The 20,039-nt window shown below is 59.5% G+C and carries 16 protein-coding genes; 14 read left to right on the forward strand and 2 right to left on the reverse strand.

Features of this window, described 5'->3' with window-relative positions; all coding sequences use genetic code 11:
• Nucleotides 1-19: 19 nt before the first annotated feature.
• From VL688_01940 to VL688_02000, 13 genes are all read left to right on the forward strand, one after another.
• Entirely contained in the window at nucleotides 20-640 is a 621-nt protein-coding gene (locus tag VL688_01940; GenBank protein HTL46804.1) for a GNAT family N-acetyltransferase, read from the forward strand.
• Nucleotides 637-1,812 carry a DegT/DnrJ/EryC1/StrS family aminotransferase gene (locus VL688_01945; protein HTL46805.1) on the forward strand — a complete coding sequence of 392 codons (1,176 nt, stop codon included), beginning with the start codon at nucleotides 637-639 and terminating at the stop codon, nucleotides 1,810-1,812. The genes VL688_01940 and VL688_01945 overlap by 4 nt, the downstream gene beginning before the upstream one ends.
• Nucleotides 1,809-4,244, forward strand: coding sequence for a polysaccharide biosynthesis protein (locus tag VL688_01950; protein HTL46806.1), 2,436 nt, complete (start codon nucleotides 1,809-1,811; stop codon nucleotides 4,242-4,244). Before VL688_01945 ends, VL688_01950 begins: the two co-directional genes overlap by 4 nt.
• Nucleotides 4,241-5,122: a decaprenyl-phosphate phosphoribosyltransferase gene (locus VL688_01955; GenBank protein ID HTL46807.1), complete on the forward strand. Its 882-nt coding sequence runs from the start codon at nucleotides 4,241-4,243 to the stop codon at nucleotides 5,120-5,122. The genes VL688_01950 and VL688_01955 overlap by 4 nt, the downstream gene beginning before the upstream one ends.
• A gap of 1 nt (nucleotide 5,123) precedes the next feature.
• A complete protein-coding gene (locus tag VL688_01960) occupies nucleotides 5,124-6,440 on the forward strand; it encodes an FAD-binding oxidoreductase (protein HTL46808.1) in 1,317 nt (438 codons plus the stop codon).
• Entirely contained in the window at nucleotides 6,422-7,993 is a 1,572-nt protein-coding gene (locus tag VL688_01965) for a hypothetical protein (protein HTL46809.1), read from the forward strand. Before VL688_01960 ends, VL688_01965 begins: the two co-directional genes overlap by 19 nt.
• Nucleotides 7,990-8,727 carry an SDR family oxidoreductase gene (locus VL688_01970; protein ID HTL46810.1) on the forward strand — a complete coding sequence of 246 codons (738 nt, stop codon included), beginning with the start codon at nucleotides 7,990-7,992 and terminating at the stop codon, nucleotides 8,725-8,727. The genes VL688_01965 and VL688_01970 overlap by 4 nt, the downstream gene beginning before the upstream one ends.
• Complete coding sequence (locus VL688_01975; protein ID HTL46811.1) at nucleotides 8,724-10,466, forward strand: hypothetical protein; 1,743 nt, start codon at nucleotides 8,724-8,726, stop codon at nucleotides 10,464-10,466. The genes VL688_01970 and VL688_01975 overlap by 4 nt, the downstream gene beginning before the upstream one ends.
• A gap of 40 nt (nucleotides 10,467-10,506) precedes the next feature.
• Complete coding sequence (locus VL688_01980; protein ID HTL46812.1) at nucleotides 10,507-12,264, forward strand: hypothetical protein; 1,758 nt, start codon at nucleotides 10,507-10,509, stop codon at nucleotides 12,262-12,264.
• 86 nt (nucleotides 12,265-12,350) lie between these two features.
• Nucleotides 12,351-13,052, forward strand: a complete 702-nt coding sequence (locus VL688_01985) for a glycosyltransferase family 2 protein (protein ID HTL46813.1) — start codon at nucleotides 12,351-12,353, stop codon at nucleotides 13,050-13,052.
• Complete coding sequence (locus tag VL688_01990) at nucleotides 13,039-13,749, forward strand: class I SAM-dependent methyltransferase (protein ID HTL46814.1); 711 nt, start codon at nucleotides 13,039-13,041, stop codon at nucleotides 13,747-13,749. The genes VL688_01985 and VL688_01990 overlap by 14 nt, the downstream gene beginning before the upstream one ends.
• Nucleotides 13,746-15,266, forward strand: coding sequence for a hypothetical protein (locus VL688_01995; protein HTL46815.1), 1,521 nt, complete (start codon nucleotides 13,746-13,748; stop codon nucleotides 15,264-15,266). Before VL688_01990 ends, VL688_01995 begins: the two co-directional genes overlap by 4 nt.
• A complete protein-coding gene (locus tag VL688_02000; GenBank protein ID HTL46816.1) occupies nucleotides 15,266-16,843 on the forward strand; it encodes a glycosyltransferase family 39 protein in 1,578 nt (525 codons plus the stop codon). The genes VL688_01995 and VL688_02000 overlap by 1 nt, the downstream gene beginning before the upstream one ends.
• Here the strand turns inward: VL688_02000 and VL688_02005 are convergent.
• Both VL688_02005 and mutY read right to left on the reverse strand, forming a co-directional pair.
• Entirely contained in the window at nucleotides 16,840-17,823 is a 984-nt protein-coding gene (locus VL688_02005; protein HTL46817.1) for a hypothetical protein, read from the reverse strand. The two genes, VL688_02000 and VL688_02005, sit on opposite strands and share 4 nt — an antisense overlap.
• Complete coding sequence (mutY, locus tag VL688_02010; GenBank protein ID HTL46818.1) at nucleotides 17,804-18,853, reverse strand: A/G-specific adenine glycosylase; 1,050 nt, start codon at nucleotides 18,851-18,853, stop codon at nucleotides 17,804-17,806. The genes VL688_02005 and mutY overlap by 20 nt, the downstream gene beginning before the upstream one ends.
• A gap of 67 nt (nucleotides 18,854-18,920) precedes the next feature.
• On the opposite strand from mutY, the gene amrS reads away from it, so the two are divergent.
• Complete coding sequence (gene amrS, locus VL688_02015; GenBank protein ID HTL46819.1) at nucleotides 18,921-20,027, forward strand: AmmeMemoRadiSam system radical SAM enzyme; 1,107 nt, start codon at nucleotides 18,921-18,923, stop codon at nucleotides 20,025-20,027.
• The last annotated feature ends 12 nt before the right edge of the window (nucleotides 20,028-20,039 follow it).

A 20,039-nucleotide genomic window follows, 5' to 3' on the forward strand; every position in this document is an offset into this window, starting at 1 on the left:
GCAGGAGAATTCCTGTCAATTGAGAGAGCTGAACGCGGCCGATCTTGACGAGATCGTCCGGGTGCATGGCGCGGCGTTCCCGGAAAGCATCCTGACCTTGTTCGGGCCTGAAGCCGTGAAACGGTATTATGCCTGGCAGCTGTCCGGGCCGCACGACATCGCGTTTCTCGGTCTGTTCATGGACGGCCGCCTCGCGGCGTTTTGCCTGGGAGGAATTTTTCAGGGGGCGATGAAAGGGTTTGTGAGGAAAAACAGGGCATGGCTTGCGGCAAAATTATTTTCGAGCCCGTCACTGTGGACCCAGCGCAGGTTCTGGCGGAAGGCCGCCGCGATCCGCGGCATGTTCCGGTTTTGTCCGCGCGGCGCAAAGGCGGCTCCCGCGCCCGTTCCCTGTGATTCTTTCGGGATCTCGGCCATCGCCGTGGATCCGGCCAGGCGCAGGGAAGGGCTCGGCAGGAAGCTGATGGATGCGTCCCAGGAAATCGCCCTTGCGCGCGGATTTTTGAAGATGGACCTTTCGGTCAACCCTTCGAACCGCGGCGCGATCTCCTTTTATGAAAGCCTCGGATGGAAAAAGACCGGGGACGGAACGGACTGGAACGGCTGCATGATCAAAAATCTGGAAAAGGAAATCGCATGAAAAAAAACGCTCTTCGCATTCCCTTCCACAAGCCCTCGTTCGACCAGAGCGAGATCGACGAGGTCGTGGACACGCTCAAAAGCGGCTGGATCACGACCGGGGAAAAAACGCACCGGTTCGAGGAGGAGTTCGCGCGCTATGTCGGCGCGAAACACGCCATCGGCCTGAACAGCTGCACGGCCGCGCTGCACCTGGCGCTGGAAGCCATGAACCTTTCGGAAGGGGAGGAAGTCATCACCGTGCCGTTTACTTTCGTGGCGACGACGGAAGTTATTTTGTATTGCCGCGCGAAACCGGTCTTCGTCGACTGCCATCCCGGGAATTTCAACATCATGGCCGACAGGATCGAAGAAAAAATCACGAAAAGGACGCGGGCCATCCTGCCCGTCCATTTCGCGGGCCAGCCGTGCGAAATGGACAAGATCCTGGCGGTCGCGAAAAAACACGGCCTGAAAGTGATCGAAGACGCGGCGCACAGCTTTCCCGCGTCTTATAAAGGGAAAATGATCGGGTCCATCGGCGACATGACCTGTTTCAGCTTTTACGCGACGAAAACGCTTTCGACCGGAGAAGGCGGCATGATGACGACCGACTGCGCGGAATACGCGGAAAAGGCGAGGCTCCTGTCGCTGCACGGCATGACGCGCGACGCGTGGGACCGCTACAAAAAGCCGTCGGCCTGGCAGTACCGCGTCGTAGCGCTCGGCCGGAAATACAATTTGAGCGACCTGCAGTCTTCCATCGGCATCCATCAGCTTAGAAAAGCGGATCTTTTTCTCGAACGGCGCCGCGCCATCGCCAGGCGCTACAACGAAATCCTGGGCAAATGCCCTTTCCTGGAGACGCCGAAAGTCGAACGCTTCGAAGAGCATGCCTGGCACCTGTACGTGATCAAATTGAAAATCGAAGACCTTCAGATTACGCGCGACGACTTTGTGAGGGAGATGGAAAGCCGCGGGATCGGGACGAGCGTGCATTTCATCCCGCTGACGGAACATCCTTATTATAAGGAAGCGCTGCGGCTCAAATCCCAGGATTACCCCAACGCGGCCGACTGTTACAAAAGGATCGTTTCGCTTCCCATCTATCCTTCCATGACCGGCGATGAAGTCGAATACGTCACGCAAAGCGTGGCCGAAATCCTGCAAAAAGGAAGGCGGGCCGCGTCGTGAAGAGGCTTTTCGACCTCCTCCTGGCAAGCGCGGCCCTGCTGATTTTGTCCCCGCTCTTTCTGCTGATCTCGCTTCTCATCCGGCTGGATTCCGAAGGCCCCATTTTTTTCAGCCAGCCGCGCTCGGGCAGGAACGGACGCCTCTTCCAAATCTACAAGTTCAGGACCATGGTGGAAAACGCCCAGGCCATGGGCCCCTCGATCACGGCGCGCAACGACGCCCGGATCACGCAGATCGGACACGTGCTGCGGTGGCTGAAGCTGGACGAGCTGCCGCAATTTTTCAACGTCCTCAAAGGGGACATGAGCATCGTTGGGCCCCGTCCCGAGCTTCCCGAGATCGTGGAAAAATATACCGAGGAGCAGAAAAAAATCCTGAGCGTCCGTCCCGGCATCCTCGGCTCCAGCCAGGTCCATTACCAGCACGAATCCGAAATCATGCCCGAGAACGGGGACATCGAAAAGTTTTACATGGAAAAGATCCTGCCCGAAAAACTGGCGCGGGATCTGGCCTACATCCAGAATATCGATCCGCTCAAAGACATCAAGATCCTGCTGGGCGGAGGCGCCTCGGTTGTTTTCAGCTCCGTCAAATGGACGTACATCTTCGAAAGCCGCCGCCGCTTTTTCTTCCTCCTGTTCGACCTGTTGATCTGCGCGCTGACTTACTGGGGCGCCTTTGCCCTCAGGTTCGAGAACCAGATTTCGGCCGCGGACATGGATTTTCTCAAAGGCATGATTCCCTTCGTGATTTTCCTGCGCGCGCTTTGCTTCGTTTACTTCGGCCTTTATCAGACGCTTTGGCAATACCTGGGAATCGAAGAGCTGATTTCGATCATCAAAGCGGTGACGGTCGGCACAGTGCTGATCCCCGCGGCCTCGTTCCTGCTGCAGATGAACATGCAGCCGCGCTCGACGCTCATCATGGACTGGTTCCTGTTGATCCTGGGCCTCGGCCTTTCCCGCATGATTTTCAAGATCACCGTGGACCGCCTGAAAAAGCCGCGGCTCGGGCAGAACCGTAAAAACGCGCTCATCATCGGCGCGGGAGACACGGGCGAGCTCGTGATCCGCGAATTCATTCGCCGCCCGGACCTGGGCTTCCGGCCCGCGGGCTTCATCGACGAAGACGCCCGCAAGCTGGGCATGAGGATCCACGGCATCAAAGTGCTGGGCAACATGTCGCAGCTCTCGCAGATCATCCGCGTCAAAAAAATCGACGTCGTCGTCATCGCGCTTTCCGAAGCGTCGGGCGAAGTGATCAAGGGCATCGTAAGGGAATGCCGGCGCCTGGGCCTGCCGTGCCAGATCGTGCCGCGGCTGACGCCCCTTGTCTCGCCCCGCGCCGCGCCGCTCCAGCTGCGGGAAGTCGACATCGCGGACCTTCTCGGCCGGAGCCTGGTCAAAGGCGACATCGAAGGCATCCAGCATTTCTTCGCGGACAAAAGGGTGCTGATCACGGGGGCCGGAGGCTCGATCGGCTCCGAGCTGGTCAAGCTCATCCATCAGAACAATCCGCGGGAGATCATCCTCGTCGATAATTCGGAAAACAATCTCTACGAAATCGAAATGCAGCTGCGCGGCAGGGGGACCGAGCCCCTGGTGTACTGCTACCTCCGCGACGTCAAAGATGAAAACGAGATCGAAAAGATTTTCGAGCAGCACCGCCCTGAAATCGTCTATCATGCCGCCGCGTACAAGCACGTGCCCATGGTGGAAACCCATTACGGCGAAGGCGTCGTCAACAACGTCCTGGGCACGAAGGTGATTGCGGACGCGGCCGCCAAATACGGCGCCGAATCGTTCGTCTTGATCTCGACCGACAAGGCCATCCGGCCGCGCAGCATCATGGGCGCGACCAAGAGGATCTGCGAGCTTTATCTCCAGACCCTGCGGGGAAAGGGGACGAAATTCATGGCCGTGCGCTTCGGCAACGTTTTCAACAGCCGCGGGAGCGTGGTGCCGCTTTTCCGCCGGCAGATCGAAGCGGGCGGCCCGCTCACGGTGACCGATCCCGACGTGAAACGTTATTTCATGGATCTTTCCGAGGCTGTGTTCCTGATCCTCGAAGCCACGATCCTGGGAAAGGGCGCGGAGGTCTTCGTGCTGGAAATGGGACAGCCGGTCAAGATCGTCGATCTGGCCAAAAACCTCATCCAGCTCATGGGGTATGCCCCGGAGGACATCCCCATCAAATTCACGGGACTCCGCCCCGGAGAAAAAATGGAAGAGGAAATCGAAATGAAAAGCGAAACGCTTCTTCCTACGGCGCATGAAAAAATACGGATCTGGAAATCGGATCCTCCGTCCGCGGAAATCCAGAAGCAGATCCAGGACCTGATCGCGGCCGCCTGCGGCGATTCTTCGCGCGACGCCGTCATCCAGAAAATCAGGGAGATCGTGCCCGAATACCAGCCCTGGATGTTTTCATGAGCCGGCTGCGCGATTATCTCCTGGCCTTCAGGCCTCAGCAGTGGATCAAGAATTTTTTCATCTTCCTGCCGCTTGTCTTCGGCAAAGCGCTGCTGGAGGCCGGCGTCGTCGCGAAAACCGCGCTTGGATTTTTGATTTTCTGCGCCGTTTGCAGCGCCGTGTACATGGGGAACGACCTCCTGGATCTCGAGCGCGACAAGCTGCACCCTTCCAAGAGGCTGAGGCCGATCGCCTCGGGTAAAGTCCTTCCCGGCGAGGCGCGCGTGATGGCGGCCGCGGTTTTGGCCGCGGCGGCGCCCGCGGCATGGCTTCTCAACCCGCGCTTTTTTGCCGTGGTCTTGATCTACGTGATTTTCAATCTGGTGTATTCCGCTCTGATCAAGCATTGGGTCATCCTCGATGTGTTTTGCCTCGCCGGATTTTTCCTTCTGAGAATTTTCATGGGGAGCATCCTGAGCGGCGTGGCGCTGTCGCCGTGGATCATCATGATGACCGCCCTTTTAGCGCTTTTCCTGGGATTCAACAAGCGGCGGCAGGAGATCAAGTGGCTGAAGGGTGACGCGCAGGAACACCGGGCCGTTCTGTCGCGGTACAACATCTACTTCATCGATCAGATGATCGGCGTGATTACGGCTTCCATCGTGATCGCCTATTCGCTTTATGCCATGGACGCGCGCACCGTGGCGGCCTTTGGGACAAAGCATCTCCTGGCCACCGTTCCGTTCGTCTATTATGGAATCTTCCGTTATCTGTATCTCATCCACGTCCGCAGCTCGGAAGGAGACCCGACCCGAATCGTCCTGAGTGATTTTCCGACCCAGATCAACATCTTCCTTTGGCTGGCCTCCAGCATCGCGGTCATTTATTACGGGATCTGACATGGAAAATTTCGGCTCCTGGGGACGCTATCCCAAAGCGGTTCAAACCGCGCTTCGCATCCCTTCGCGCTCGGGCGCGCTTCCCCAACCCGCGGCCCCGGCGCCGCTTCTCCCGTACGGCCTGGGCAGAAGCTACGGCGACTGCTGCCTCAACGACCGCGGCTGCATTCTTCCCACGCGGGAACTCGATCATCTCATCTCGTTCGACCGGGAAAGCGGCGTCCTGCGCTGTGAAGCCGGGGTAAGCCTTGACGAAATCCTGAAGATCATCGTGCCGGCCGGCTGGTTCCTTCCCGTCGTGCCCGGGACGAAGTTTGTCACGGTCGGAGGCGCCATCGCCAACGACATTCACGGAAAAAATCACCACCGCGCCGGAACGTTCGGCTGCCATGTGACGCAGCTGGAACTGCAGCGTTCGGACGGGACGCGCCTGGTTTGTTCGCCGGAAAAAAATCCGGATTATTTCAAAGCCACGATCGCGGGCCTCGGCCTCACCGGGCTCATCACCTGGGCGGAATTCCGGCTCAAAAAAATTGCCGGGCCCTTCATCGACGCCGAAACCGTGCCGTTCTCATCCCTCGAAGAATTTTTCAAAATTTCGGAAGAATCCGACAAGGCTTTCGAGCATACCGTGGCATGGATCGACACGCTCGGAACGGGGGGGCGGTTCGGCCGCGGTGTTTTTTTCCGCGGCAACTGGGCGCCCGACGCCGGATCGTCGGGAGCGGGAAAGCGGCGCTTGAAACTCGCCATGCCCTTTGACGCGCCCGGTTTTCTCCTGAACCGGTGGACCGTCGGCGTGTTCAACGAATTGTATTTCCGCAAACAGGCGCTCGGCCCGCGCCGTTCCAGGATGCATTACGATCCGTTTTTCTTTCCCCTGGACGGCATTTCCGATTGGAACCGCCTTTACGGCAAGAGCGGTTTTTTCCAGCATCAATGCGTGATCCCGGAAGGATCGGTTCCGGAGAAAACCGTCGCCGGGCTTTTGAAAATCATCGCCGCTTCGGGGCTCGGTTCATTTCTGGCGGTGCTCAAAAAATTCGGAGACGCGCGCTCGCCCGGCCTGATGTCTTTTCCGAGGAAGGGCCTGACACTGTCGGTCGACATCAAAAACGGCGGCCCGCGGTCTTTCGCGCTGATGGACAAGCTGGACGCCGTGGTGAAAGAAGCCAACGGCGCGGTTTATCCCGCCAAAGACGCAAGAATGTCCGCCGCTCTGTTCGAGTCCTCCTTTCCCGGGCTTCCGCAGTTCAGAAAACTCAAAGACGAACGTTTTTCTTCCCAATTCTGGCGCCGGTGCGCGGAGACGTCCTGAACAAAGAGGCAAAATGGGGAACGCTGCTGGCGGCGTGGCTCCCGGCGGCGGCCGTCGCGGTCCTTTCTCTTGTCATCCTCCGGAATAAAATCCCCAACCATGACGTGCTGTTTTACGTGTATGCCGCCGAGCGCCTTCTCGACGGCACGGCCTTGTACCGCGACCTTTATGACCACAGCCCGCCGTTTATTTTCGTTTTCGCGGCGCTGCCCGTGCTTTTTGCCCGCGCGTTCTCCTTCTCCAGTCTGATCACCTACGACTTTTTTGTCGCGGCGCTTGGCTTTTCCGCCGTCCTTTTTTTTGACCGCGCCGCCGGACCGCATCTCGGCTATGGAAGAACGATGTCCCGGACGTTTGTAAGGGCGGGGCTTACGGCGGTTGTGCTGCTCCTTCCTTATCGCGACTTCGGGCAAAAAGACCACATTGTTTTTCTGCTGAGCCTTCCCTATATCGCGGCGGCCATCGCCAGGGGCGGCGGAAGAAATCTTTCCGCGGGGTCTTTATTCGCGGCCGGCATGCTCCTCGCTTTCGGCGCGGCGATAAAACCCTTTTACGCCGTCTTATGGGGGGTCACTGAGGGATTCTTTTTCTTCCGGGGAAAGGGTTTCCGGATCCTGAGCGCTCAAAACGGCGGATTATTGGCGGGAGTTGCCTTGTCCGCGGCCGTCAGCCTTCCCAGCATGCGCGATTATTTCTCCATGATGGACATTCACAGGCTTTGCTACGAGGGCATGAAAGGGACGGCCGGCAGTATTCTTCTCAAGCGCCTGAATGGCGGTCTGGCCGTGGGTCTTCTGGCGGCGTTCGTGCCGCCCGGCGCGCCTTCCGCAAGAGCGAAGGAACTGATCTGGCTGGCCGCCGCCGCGTTTTGGGCCGGAATGGCTTTTCAGATGAAAGGATGGAGTTACCACTACTACCCGTATGTCGCGGCCGTCAGCTTTCTGATGGTCATGTCGCTCGCGGACGGGCTCGAGGGATTTGGAGGAACTGACGGTAAGTGGAATGCCGGCATGGTCGTCATGGCCGCATTCGCCGTGCTCTTCCTGTCTGCTGCCGCCGCGAAAGCCCAGAATGTCTATCGCGTCGCGTCTTCAAAATACTGGGAGAAAGAAACCTCGCCGCTTCTCAAGTGGATCGAAGAAAACGGAGGGAAGAAAAAAATCTTTTTCCTGGATACGAGCGTGACGCCGTCCATTCCCATCCTCTATGAATTGAAATCGCCGGCTTCGAGCGCTTTCCCTTTCCTGACCCCTTTGCGGGGGCTTTATACCCTGGACGATTTCCATGACGGCCATCTGGATTACAGGCGCATCGAGGACATGCCCGCAAGCGAAAGGAAATTTTTCGACCGTGTCGTCCGCGATTTTGTTTCTCAGGATGCCGATACTTTGATCGTCCGCCGCCGCGCTTTTTTTCACAACGGGCATTCGGCGCCTTTTGATTATCTGGGCTACTTTTCCCAGGACCCGGATTTCGCGCGCCGGCTTCAAGATTACCACCCGGCCGGACAGGTCGGGGATTTCCTGCTGTACCGGAAGACGGAGGCTGTTTGAAAAACATTCTGATCGTGGGAGCGCTTTCGGCAATCGCGCAAAAGTCCGCCCGCCTGTGGGCCGCGGAAAAGGCGTGCTTTTTCCTCGCCGGGCGCGATGCGGAAGCCCTGCGGATTCTCGCGGAAGACCTCCAGGCGCGGGGCGCCGGGAAAGCGGGCGCCATGACACTGGACCTTGCCGATTCGGCCCGGCATCCGGAACTCCTTAAAGCCGCGAAAGAATATCTTGGAGAGATCGACCTGATGCTGGTGGCGCACGGCACGCTGCCGGACCAGAAGGCCTGCGAACGCGATCCCGCGCTCGCCGAGAAAGAGCTGCGTACGAATTTTTTGAGCACGGTATCCCTTCTGACGTATGCGGCCCAAGGGTTCGAAGCGCGGGGAAAAGGAACCCTCGCCGTGATTTCATCCGTGGCCGGAGACAGGGGGCGGATGAGCAACTACGTCTACGGCGCCGCGAAAGGCGGATTGAATATTTTTCTCGGCGGGCTGCGCAACCGGCTTTATCATGCGGGAGTCCGCGTGCTCACCATCAAGCCCGGCTTCGTCGACACGCCCATGACCGCTCATTTAAAAAAAAATCCTCTCTTTGCTTCCCCGGAAAAAGTCGCCCGGGACATCGTCCGGGCCGTGGACGCGGGAAAAGATACGATTTATACCCCATGGTTTTGGCGGTACGTCATGCTGGCGATCCGATGCTGCCCCGAAGCCTTGTTCAAGAAACTGCGCCTTTGAATCCGAACCCCCAATCCGTCCAGGGTCCTTCCGCCCGTGAAAGACGCGTCCTCGCCTGCACCGGGGCCGCTTTGGCGGTCTTCGCGCTTTTAAAATACGCGGCGCGATTCATCCCCCTCGAAATGACGAAGTTCGACGACGCCTATATGTTCCTCCGCTATGCCCACAATCTTCTCGAAGGCCACGGCCTCCGGTGGAACGCGGCGGGCCCGATGACTTACGGGACCACCAGCCTGCTTTACCTTTTGGAAGTGACGGCGTCCGTTTTCCTGAGCCCGCTGCCCGGCTATAAAACCCTGCTCCTGGTTTCGGCGGCCAACGGGCTCGCGGCCTTTTTTATGATCACGTTTGCGGCCTGCCGGGCGGTGCGGTCGCCGTGGCTGAAAAATTTTCCGCTGCTTTGCGGCATCAACGGAATGCTCCTGCTTGCCGAAGAAAATTTCCGCGCCCAGGCGGCCACCGGCATGGACACGACGCTTTCCATTTTCATCAACGCCCTTCTTGTCCTGTGCGTCCTCCGCTTGTGGGATGCCCCTTCCCGCGCGGGCGCCATGCTCACGGCGGCTGTCTCGTATTTGAGCGTCCTTTGCCGGCCGGACCATTTCTTTTATGCAGGCCTTTTCCCTTTGCTCGCTTTCTGGATTCTGGACATGGAGCGCAAAAAGGAAATCACGCTGGTGTGGGCCGTGACGCTTGCCGGGCTGGCCGCGGCGGACAGCGCCGCCAAATGGGCCCTGTTCGGAGACATCATGCCGCTTCCGGTTTATGTGAAAGCCAAAGGATTCTACGAAGGGTTTTACGGGGCCTACGACCTGAATCCCGTGCGGCTGTTTAATTATTTTTTGGTGACCTGCGCCCCTTTTCTGGCGGCCGGCTTTCTTTTCTTCCGCCGGAAGTTTTTTAAAACGGCCGTGGTTTTCGGTGTTCCCGTTCTTATCAGCTATGCCGCGCTGTTCCTTGCGCATCCGATCATGGGCTGGAGAGGAAGATTTTATTTTCCGGGGCTTCCGTTTATCGTGATCAGCGTTTACCTGGCGCTGGACGGAGCGCTCAGGGACCGCGATTTTCGAAGAGAAAATTTCGTAGGGTACTTTCTCCGCGCCACCGCGCTTTTTTTTATCATGCTGGCCATGCCTTCCTGGTACAGCCGCTCGGAAGAAATGTTCCACGGGTGGCTGCGCAGCAAGGCGCCGGGGCATTATGACGTGGAGTTAAGGACTTATTTGTCGGAAGGGAAGATCCGCGACCTGCCCTGGTGGGATTCGATCCTGGCGATGGACGAGATGCTGGATAGAATCCCGGGCCCCTTTGTCCTCGCCGCCACCGAACACGGGCTTTTGTCGAGCCGTCATCCGGAGGACACGATCATCGACATGAACGGACTGCACGATCCGCAAATCGCCAAAAACAAATTTTCGGCGGAATATGTCTTCTCGAGAGAGCCCGACTTGATATGGTTTCCCTTCTGGGACTATACCGGCTCGGTCCGGGCGCTTTGGAATTCCGACCGCCTTTGGAAGGATTACGAATATTTCCCCCGGGCATTCAATTACGGCATCGCGATCCGCAAGGGGAGCCCGAAGTACCGCGAAATCCGGGAGGCCGTGAAAGCCGAATGGCAAAAAACCTATCCCGGCTCGGATTTCGAAGAGGAACGCGCCGCGTCGCCCGAAATCCTCCAGCGCCGCATTTCCGACTTCATGGCGGCCTTGAAGTCTTCTCCGCAGTCCCCGCGCTAATTTAGTAGCATCCCCGCCCGTGTTTTTTTATCATAGGCCCATGCCGCTCTCTGCCTGCGCCGCCGCGCCTGTCCTGGACGAAAAAAAATCCGCCCGCTGCCGTTTCCTGCTGGGGCTGGCCGCCGCCGTTTTTTTTCTGGCGGCGCTGCGCGGTTTTGTAAGTTACATCTCGGCCAACCGCGTGACGCAATTCGACGACGCGTACATGTTCCTGCGCTACGCGCGCAACCTGCTGGACGGGCGGGGGATTTGCTGGAATCCGGGCGGCCCCCCGACCTTCGGCGTCAGCTCGCTCCTGTATCTTTTCCAGATCGCGGGCCTGATGAAAATAACCGGCGCGTCCGGCTCCGGACTGCTGGCGGCCGCGTCTCTCGCGAATGCCGCTGCGGCCTGCCTGGTGATGGCCGCGTCCGCGCGGAAAATCGTCAGGCTCTCCTGGCTCAAAAGCTTTTTCTTCCTGGCGGCCGTGATCACGGGCGGATTCATGATAAGCGTGGACCTGCGTTACCAGGCCCGGAGCGGCATGGACACCACGCTTGCGATGCTGACGAATGCCGCGCTGGTTTACGCGGGGATTTGCCTTTTTGAAAAGCCGCGTGCGAGGAACGCGGTTCTGACCGCGTTTGCCGCCTACCTGACCTATCTCTGCCGCTCGGACAATTTCATTTACGCGCTGGCCTTTCCGGTTCTCGGCATCCTCCTTCTGCAGCGTTCCGGGAGGACCCGCGCGCTGCTTATTTTTGCCGGCGTTTTTTTTCTGCTGGTGGGACTCGATGCCGCGGCCAAAGGCGCTCTCTTCGGAGACGTCCTGCCGCTTCCGGCCCACGTCAAGAAGCCGGGCTTTTACGTGGAATATTTCAGCCGGTACTTCATCAATCCGGTTTTGATTTTTAATTCCTTCCTGCTGCCGTGTTTTCCGCTTTTCGCGCTCCTCCTGATCGGGCGCCCCTTGAAATACTGGAAAGTCGCGGCGGTCTTCCTGCTGCCGGTCGCGGTGACTTCGGTCATTTTGTTCAACGCGGTCCAGATCATGGGCGTGAAAGGCCGCTTTTACATGCCCGGCCTGCCTTTTGTCGCTGCCGCGGCCCTTTCCGTATTCGACAAGAGCTTCGAAGGCGTGCGGCCTTTTTCGAGGGAATGCCTCCGTCATTTTCTCGTGCGCGGCGCCTGTGTTTTGGTTCTCTTCCTCGCCGGCCCTCCCTTGCTGGACCGCGCGCAGCTTGCCGTGGCGCGCCGGCAGAACGAGGCGCTGTACAGCACGCCGTATGATTTGCCGGCTTATTATTTTCTGGTGAGCAAGCTTCCGGGAAATCCGAACCTCAATACCTGGTGGAGCGTGATTCTTACGATGAACCAGGTCGTCGAAAAGCTGCCGCGCGGCGCTCTTCTGGCCGCGACCGAAGACGGCTACATCTCCGCCCGAAATCCCGGCCTGCGCATCCTCGACATGAACGGCCTGCATGAGCCGTACATCGCGCATCACGGCTTTTCCGCCGCCTACGTCCTGGACCAGAAACCCGACCTGATCTGGCTCCCTCACTGGGACTACATCGGTTCCATCAAAGGCTTTTGGAGCCTTCCCCGGTTCTGGGAAGATTACGAATATTACCCGCGCGGCTTCCGGTACGGCATCGCCCTGCGCAAGAGCAGCCCGCATTATGCCGCCATCAAGGAGGCCGTGGCCGAAGGCTGGCCGGTCATGCATCCGTCCGTTCCCATGGCCTCGGAATTGACTGCTTCCCCCGAAGAGCTCCGCGCCCGGATCGACCGCCTCGCTGCCGGCGGCATCAAACGATGAGCTTTTCCCCGCGGCCCCCAAGCCCTTTCTTTCCTCTAGCGTCCCGCTCCCGGATTTTTTATTATAGCGCCATGGAAAAAGGTTCCATGGACCTGTCAGTCGTCATTCCCGCGTTGAACGAGGAAAGGACCGTCCATCTTTGCGTGAGCAAGGCGCTCGATGCGCTCAGCGCCATGGACAATGTCCGCGGCGAGGTCATCGTCGTGGACAACGGTTCGGAAGACGGAACGTCCGAAGCCGCGGCGCGCGCCGGCGCGAGGGTGATCCGCGAGCCCGTCCGCGGCTACGGAAGCGCGCTCATGGCCGGCTTCGAAGCCGCGCGCGGCCGCTACATCCTCATGGCCGACGCCGACGATTCCTACGATCTCGGCAACATCCGCCCTTTCTGGGAGAAATTAATGGAAGGCGAGGAGTTCGTCATCGGCAACCGGTTCCGCGGCACGATCGAAAACGGCGCCATGCCTTTTCTCCACCGTTACCTCGGAACGCCCTTTCTCACCGCAGCCGTGAATTTCTTTTTCAAGGCCGGCATCGGCGATACCAATTGCGGCATGAGGGCCATGACGCGCGAAGCCTGCCTGAAGATCAAGCCGCGGGCCGAGGCCATGGAATTCGCCATCGAGCAGGTCATTCGCGCCGCGCTCCTCGATCTGCGCATCGCCGAAGTTCCCTGCAACCTGAACCGCGACAAAAGAGAGCGCCCGCCGCATCTGAAAACGTGGAAGGACGGATGGCGGTACCTCTGCTGCACGCTTTCTATGGCCTTTTCCTCCCATGCTCGCGGCTGAGCCCCGGCTTCTTTACTACCAGCGCTGGAACCGCTCAGCCGGCCGCTACTTTGAGTGGCAGGCCCTTCAATTCGCCCCTTATATAGGAAAGCGCGTCGCCGACATCGGGTGCGGCGTGGGAAACTTCACGCCCTTCTTCCTGAATAAAGAATGCTACCTGGGTTTTGAGCCCGATCCCGCGCTCGCGGAATATTTTCAGGGCCGCTATGCCGGTCCGACGATCCGCCTCAGCCGTTTCCCGGACGTTACCCATCCCGAGGCGGTCCTCGAGCTGCGCGCGCACCAGATCGACACGGTGCTTTGCGTCAACGTTCTCGAGCACATCGAAGACGATGCCCGCGCGCTTTCTCACATGGCCCAGGGCCTTGTCCCGGGCGGGCACGTGTGCCTGCTTGTTCCGGCGCTGCCTTTTCTCTTCGGCGCGCTCGATACCGCAGACGGCCATCTCCGGCGCTACACGAAAAAAAATCTCCTGCGCCTCGCCCGTGACGCGGGCCTCGAAACCGTCCGCTGCCATTATTTCAATTTCGCGGGGCTGTTCGGCTGGTTTGTGAAAGGAAAAATTTTCAGACAGACCCGGATCGCGGAATCCGATTTTGGATTCATGAATCTTGTCCTTCCCGCGGTTTCGCGTCTCGAGAGCCTGGTCAAGCCGCCGCTGGGCATGTCGCTGGCCATGGTGCTGAAAAAAACATGACCCGCGCGCGCCGGAACACCCTCGTGATTTTCGGCCTGTACGCGGTCCTTGCCTTTGCGCTCAATGCCGCCAACCGTTACCAGATCAACCGCGACGGCATCCGTTATCTCGAGCTCGCGCGGCACGTGTCCGAAGGCCGGATCTTCGAATCCGTGGACATGCGCCGCGCCCCGTTGATCATCTGGCTTCTCGCGCCCCTGGTGCGCCTGCCGTTTTTCCGGGAGGAACCTCTTTTTGCCGCGCGTCTTGTCATGGGATTTTCCGGCATCCTGGCGCTTGCGGCGGCGAAAGTCTTCATCCGCAGGTTCCGTCTCAGCGGCGGCCTCGAATTTGCGGCGCTGTCCTGCCTCGCGGCGCTGCTGGCGCACCGGTCCTCGCTTTTGATCACCCCAGACGCCTTTCTTGCCGCGGGCCTTCTCCTGTATTTCTATTACGTCACCGATGACGGGCTCATCGAAAAACCCCGCACCGCCTTCGCCGCGGGCCTCGCCGCCGGTGCGGCTTATTTATCCAAGCATTTCGCCTTCCCGTTTTTTCTGGTCCACTTTCCGCTGGCCGTCTTTTTGCGCTCCAGGGACCGTTCCGGTGCCGCGAGCCTGCGCGCCCTGGCTTTGGGGCTCGCGGGATTTTTTCTCCTGGCCTCGCCCGGCCTCGCCTTGCTGCGCTGGAAGCTCGGGTACTGGACTTTCGGCGGTTTCGAAAAAAGGGACATGGTGGCGCCGCCCTACTGGGTGTCGCCCCTTGACGAGCACTGGTCGCCGCTCGACAACCCGGCCGCTTTTCTATGGCAGGCCGCGGTCTGCCTGCGCGGCCTTTTGTTTTTCTCGGTAAGCGCGTTCGGCTTCGGCGGGATCGTCCTCGTCGCGTCTTTTTTCGCGCTCGCGCTCCTTTTCTTCCGCAAAGAGGCCGGAATTTTTTACAAAACCCTGTTCGCGGCCGCGGCCGTTTATGTCGCGGGGTACTGCGGCATCTACTGTTACGAGGAGCGCTATTTCTGGCCGGTCATGATCCTGCTTTATTTTTTAGCCTGCCAGGGGCTGGAAAAGCTTGGCGGAAAACTTTCTTGGAAAGTCCGGTTCGCGCTGGCCGGCCTTCTATTTTTTCCGCTCGTCGTGAGGCCCATCGAAAACCTGGCCATGACCTGGCCCGCCATTTTTCAGCCGCGGAAGAATCCTTACCGCGAGATGGCCGGCATGCTTTCCGGGATGAGCGGGCACGCGGCCGCGGTCACGTGCTGGAGATGGCATGCCCACAACGCCGTTTACATCGGGTTCTACCGCGGCAAGCCCTTCGAGACCATTCCTTATTGCCCGTCGCCCGACCATCTTGTGTCCGAACTCGAAGCGAGAAACGCTCCGGATTTCGTGGTCTTCTCGGGAAGCCACGATCAGCCCGGCACGCGGCTGAGCGAAAAACTCAAAAACGACCCGCGCTTTTTCGTGCGCGCCACGCTGCCGCCGGTGGACGGATGGACGGGCAAAGTGGAAGTGTTTGAGCTTCATAAAGGAGGCGGCTGATGCGTCCTGCCTTGCCGGAAGCGCCGCCGAAAACCGGGGGATTGCGGAGCCTGCCCGCGGCTCTCGCCGTCTATGCCGCGCTGGCCGTCGTCTTCAACATCGCCAATCGTTATCAAATCAATTGGGACGGCGTCCGCTATCTCAGCTTCGCAAGGCTTCTGGCTCATGGCCGGTGGTGGGATTCGGTGGACGTGCGGCGTCCGCCGCTGCTCTCCTGGCTGCTTGCGCCGCTCGTGGAATCGCCCGTTTTCCGGGGCGAGGCCCTGTTCGCGGCCCGCGCGGCCATGGCCGTGTCCGGCGCCGCGGCGCTCGCGGCCGCCGCTTTCCTCGCCCGCAGATTCCAGCTCCGCGAAAGCAGCCGGTTTGCCGCGCTGCTTTTTTTCGCCCTGCTGTTTGCGCACGGCTCCGCGCAGATCACCACGCCCGACCTTCTGCTTTGCGCCCTGATCTGGGCCTATCTTTATTTCCTTTGCGGCGAACGCTTTCTCGACGACCCGCGCCTTGCGGCCCTTGCCGGGCTCACCGCCGGCGCCGCTTATCTCGCCAAACAGTACGCCTTCCCGTTTTTCTGCGTGCATTACCCGCTTTTCCTGATGCTCAAAGCCGCGGAAGCGGAAGACAAAAAAGCGCGGGCCAAAGCGGTAAGAGCCTTTTTGATCGGGCTTGGCGCTTTTCTCCTTCCGGCGCTGCCGTATGTGATTGCCTTTTCAATCAAGCTCGGCCGCTTTACCTTCGGCTGCTCCGGCAGCGGCGCGCATCTCGGGGTTGCGCCTCCTGATTTTATCGGCGGGTACGGGGAAGACTGGTCGCCTTTTCACAGCTGGGAATATTTTGCATGGCAGGCCAGCCTTTGCCGCGAAGCTTTTTTTTATTTTCTTCAAAGCGTGTGCTCGCGCGGTCCTTTGCTGCTCATGTCATTCCTGGCGCTGCCGGTCCTCGTGGCGCATCAGAGGAAAAACCGCGGCATTTTTTTCTACAAAATCCTGCTTCTCACCGCCGTTGTCTACACCGGCGGCTACTTGTTCGTCCCTTCTTACGAAGAAAGATTTTTCTTGCCGGTGCTGGTCCCCATGATCCTCTTCACGTTCAAAGGATGGGAAGTCTCGGCCGCCTACCTCGCCAGGCCCTTGTGGCTCCTGCTGTCCGCCGCGCTTTTCCTGTCGCTTGCGTTCCCGCCGCTGGCCGCGCTTTATCACGACGTCCCGCGCCTTTTTCAAAGACAGACGAATCCTTACCGGAAAATCGCGGAAACCGCGCGGGAACTGGGAGGCGGGGCAACGGAGGCGGCCTGCAGCCGGAAGGCCATGCATGCTTCGGTCTATGTCTTGTTTTACCTGGATTTGCCGGGAAACGCGATCAAGCATTGCGGCGAACCCGAAGATCTTGCCGCGGAGCTCGAGAAAAACAAAAGCGGAAAGCTTCTGTTGTTTTACGGGGACGTGGATCCCAAGGGCAGGCTCATGAGCCAAAAGCTGCGCGGGGACAGCCGCTTCCGGCTTTACAAGACTGTTTCCGCGGAGACTCTTTGGGACGGGCAGGCCGACATTTTCGAGTTCCGGCCGGAAAAAGTTTCTTAATCAGGAAAGATGCGGCCTTTTGCGGCGGCCGCGCCGATACGCACGTCGAGAGGCGCGTCGAAATAACCCTTCAGCGCGTAGCCCAGGCCGCGGCCTTTTTCCGCGGACGGCGGCACGCTCACGCTTGTCAGCCAGCCCGCTTCCTTGCCCTCCACGAAAAATTTATCGCCCGCCGCGGCGCCCGCGCTTTTTTCGAATTCCACGCGCACGATTTTTTTCGCGTGGCCATGATAGGTATTCGTCCTGGCCACGACTTCCTGGCCGGGATAACATCCCTTGGTTTCGCTGGCGGAGATTCTATCCAGCCCGGTTTCCGGGAGCGTCATGTCTTCGGTGATGTCGCGGCCGTAACGCAAAAGGCCTTTTTCAATGCGCAGCATTTCGTAAGCGTCCACGCCGCAGGGCCTGGCGCCGGCGTTCACAAGGCGCTTGGCCGCGGCTTCTGCCCCGGCCGCGGGCACGAACAAATCAAAGGCCGGGCCTTCGGGCAAATCGCGGCGGAAAAACGCCAGGCCGGAGGCTCGCGCCCGCGCTTCCGCATTTTGCCCCCAGAGTCCCAGGTGCGCGAGATCTTCCGCTTCCGCCAGCGCGGCGTCTTCGGTGATGATGAGCGCGCCGAGCCGGTCGATGATTTTTTTTCCCAGCCCCGCTTCCGCGTCGAGCAGCACGTGGTCCGCAAACACGTAGACGTCCATGACCGCCACGACCTTTCCCTGCGCGGTCAGGAAAGCGGCCGGACATGCTCGGCCGGGCCCAAGCGATTTGATGTCGTTGGTGAGCAGGCGGTGGAGCACGAGGATCCGGTCGCCGCCGGTCACTTTGATTTTGGCGCGCCACGAAAAGTCGATCAGCGCGGTGTCTTTCGCGGCGAGGTATTCCGCTTTGACGTCCCCGAAATTCGCGGGAACGTTCCACGTCCCTTCGGCCGCGAAGCGGGCGCCGAGCGATTTCCAATAAGGATTAAGAGGCAGTTCCGGCATGAGTTTTCAGGATTTCCCGCACGATGCGTTGATGAGGAGAGGGGAAGGCGTATTTCGAAAGGTCGGTGATCGGAACCCATTTTGACCGCGCAGAGCCGGGCGCGCCGCCGGACGGATGCTCGTACACTTTCAGGCTGATCCGGTATTTGGTGAAACCGTGGTTCACGGTCATAAGGTGCTTGAGTCGTTTGGCTTTTAAATCAAATTCGCGGACCATGTGCTCGCGCTTGGCCCAGAACGGGAACATCCAAAGCCCTCCCCAGCGGCCTTCTTCGGGCTGCTGGCGCAGCAGCACGCGGCCGTCCTTGCGGCAGACCAGCGCGAAGTTGGTGAGGCTTTCGATGATTTCTTTCCGCTTCTTGAATGGAAATGCCGTCGGATCACCCTTCGCGCGCGCCTTGCAGGAATCGGCAACGGGACAAACGCCGCAGGAAGGATTTTTCGGAAAGCAGACGGTCGCGCCCAGCTCCATCATGGCCTGGTTGAAATCGCCGGGCGCCTGGTCCTTGATTAATTCCTGCGCAATGTCCCAGAGCTTCGCGATCGTCTTGGGACTTCCCACGTCGTCGGGCAGCGCGAAAAGCCGCGTGAGAATGCGGATCACGTTGCCGTCGAGGACGGCCGAGCTTTCGCCGAAGGCGATGCTGGCGATCGCAGCCGCGGTGTAGCGTCCGATGCCCGGAAGTTCGTTGAGCGCCGCCGCGGTATGGGGAAGCCTGCCGCCGTACGAACGGGCGACGAGCTGCGCGGCCTGGTGCAGCATGCGCGCGCGGCGGTAATAACCGAGGCCTGCCCAATGTTCGAGGACATCCGCGAGCGGAGCGTCAGCCAGGCTTTTCACGTCGGGAAACCGCCGCATCCAGCGATTGTAATAATCGATGACCGTCGCGACCTGCGTCTGCTGCAGCATGATTTCCGAGACCCAGATTTTATAAGGGTCCTGCGTGCGGCGCCAGGGAAGGTCCCGGGCCTCGCGGCCGTACCAGGCGAGAAGATTTTTTTGGAGAAGCGGGGTCGCTTGCTTGCTCATCGTGCTATCTTAAAATCGGCACCGCGGTTTTGCAAGGCGGTTGATATAATAGAAGCAGGGAGGACCCATGAACGCAAGGCCCCTTGAAGAAGTCCTGGCGTCGTACACGCGCGAAGGCGACCTCTACGAAGTCATGCCCGACGGCCGCCTCCAATGCTTTGCCTGCGGCCACCGCTGCCCCATTCCCGAAGGCCGCCCCGGCGTCTGCAAAGTGCGCTTCAATAAAGGCGGCAAACTCTTCGTCCCTTACGGCTACGTCGGCGCCCTTCAGGACGATCCCATCGAGAAAAAACCTTTTTTCCACGCCATGCCCGGAGCCCGCGCGCTCAGCTTCGGCATGCTGGGCTGCGATTTTCATTGCGGCTATTGCCAGAACTGGATCACGTCCCAGGCGCTCCGCGATCCCGAGGCCAATTCGCCGCCGGTCAAGATAACGCCCGAAGCCTTGATCGAATTGGCGAAGGCGCGTCATTGCCGCGTGATCACGAGCACGTACAACGAGCCGCTCATCACCAGCGAATGGGCCGTGGAAATTTTCAAGGAAGCCAAGGCCGAGGGACTGGTCACGTCTTACGTTTCCAACGGCAACGGCACGCCGGAAGTCCTCGATTACATCCGTCCCTGGACCGACCTTTACAAAATCGACCTCAAAGGTTTTGACGACCGCCGCTACCGCGAGCTGGGCGGCTCGCTTGAAAATATTTGCAGGACCGTGCGCGGCGTTTACGAGCGCGGCTTCTGGCTCGAGATCGTCACGCTGCTCATCCCGGGCTTCAATGATTCCGACGACGAAGTGCGCCGCCTCACGGATTTCGTGGCCTCGGTGTCGCCCGAGATTCCCTGGCACGTCACCGCGTTCCACCCGGATTACAAGATGACCGATCACGACAATACCACAGCCGTGCAGCTGCTCCGCGCCGCGGAGATCGGCAAAAAATCCGGGCTGCGCTACATTTATCCCGGCAATCTTCCCGGCAAAGTCGGTGACGGGGAAAATACTTATTGCCCGCAATGCGCCGAGCTCTTGATCGAGCGCGAAGGCTTTCACGTGACCAGCGACGCGGTTTCTCCCAATGGCGGAAAGTGCTTCAAATGCGGCTGCAAGATTCCCGGCTTCTGGACGATACAATCTCCCGCGAGCCCGCTGGGCGGCGGCGTGCAGCCGTTAATGTGAGATGAAAAACTG

Source organism: Verrucomicrobiia bacterium (assembly GCA_035495615.1).
Classification (GTDB): Bacteria; Omnitrophota; Omnitrophia; order Omnitrophales; family Aquincolibacteriaceae; genus DATJFP01.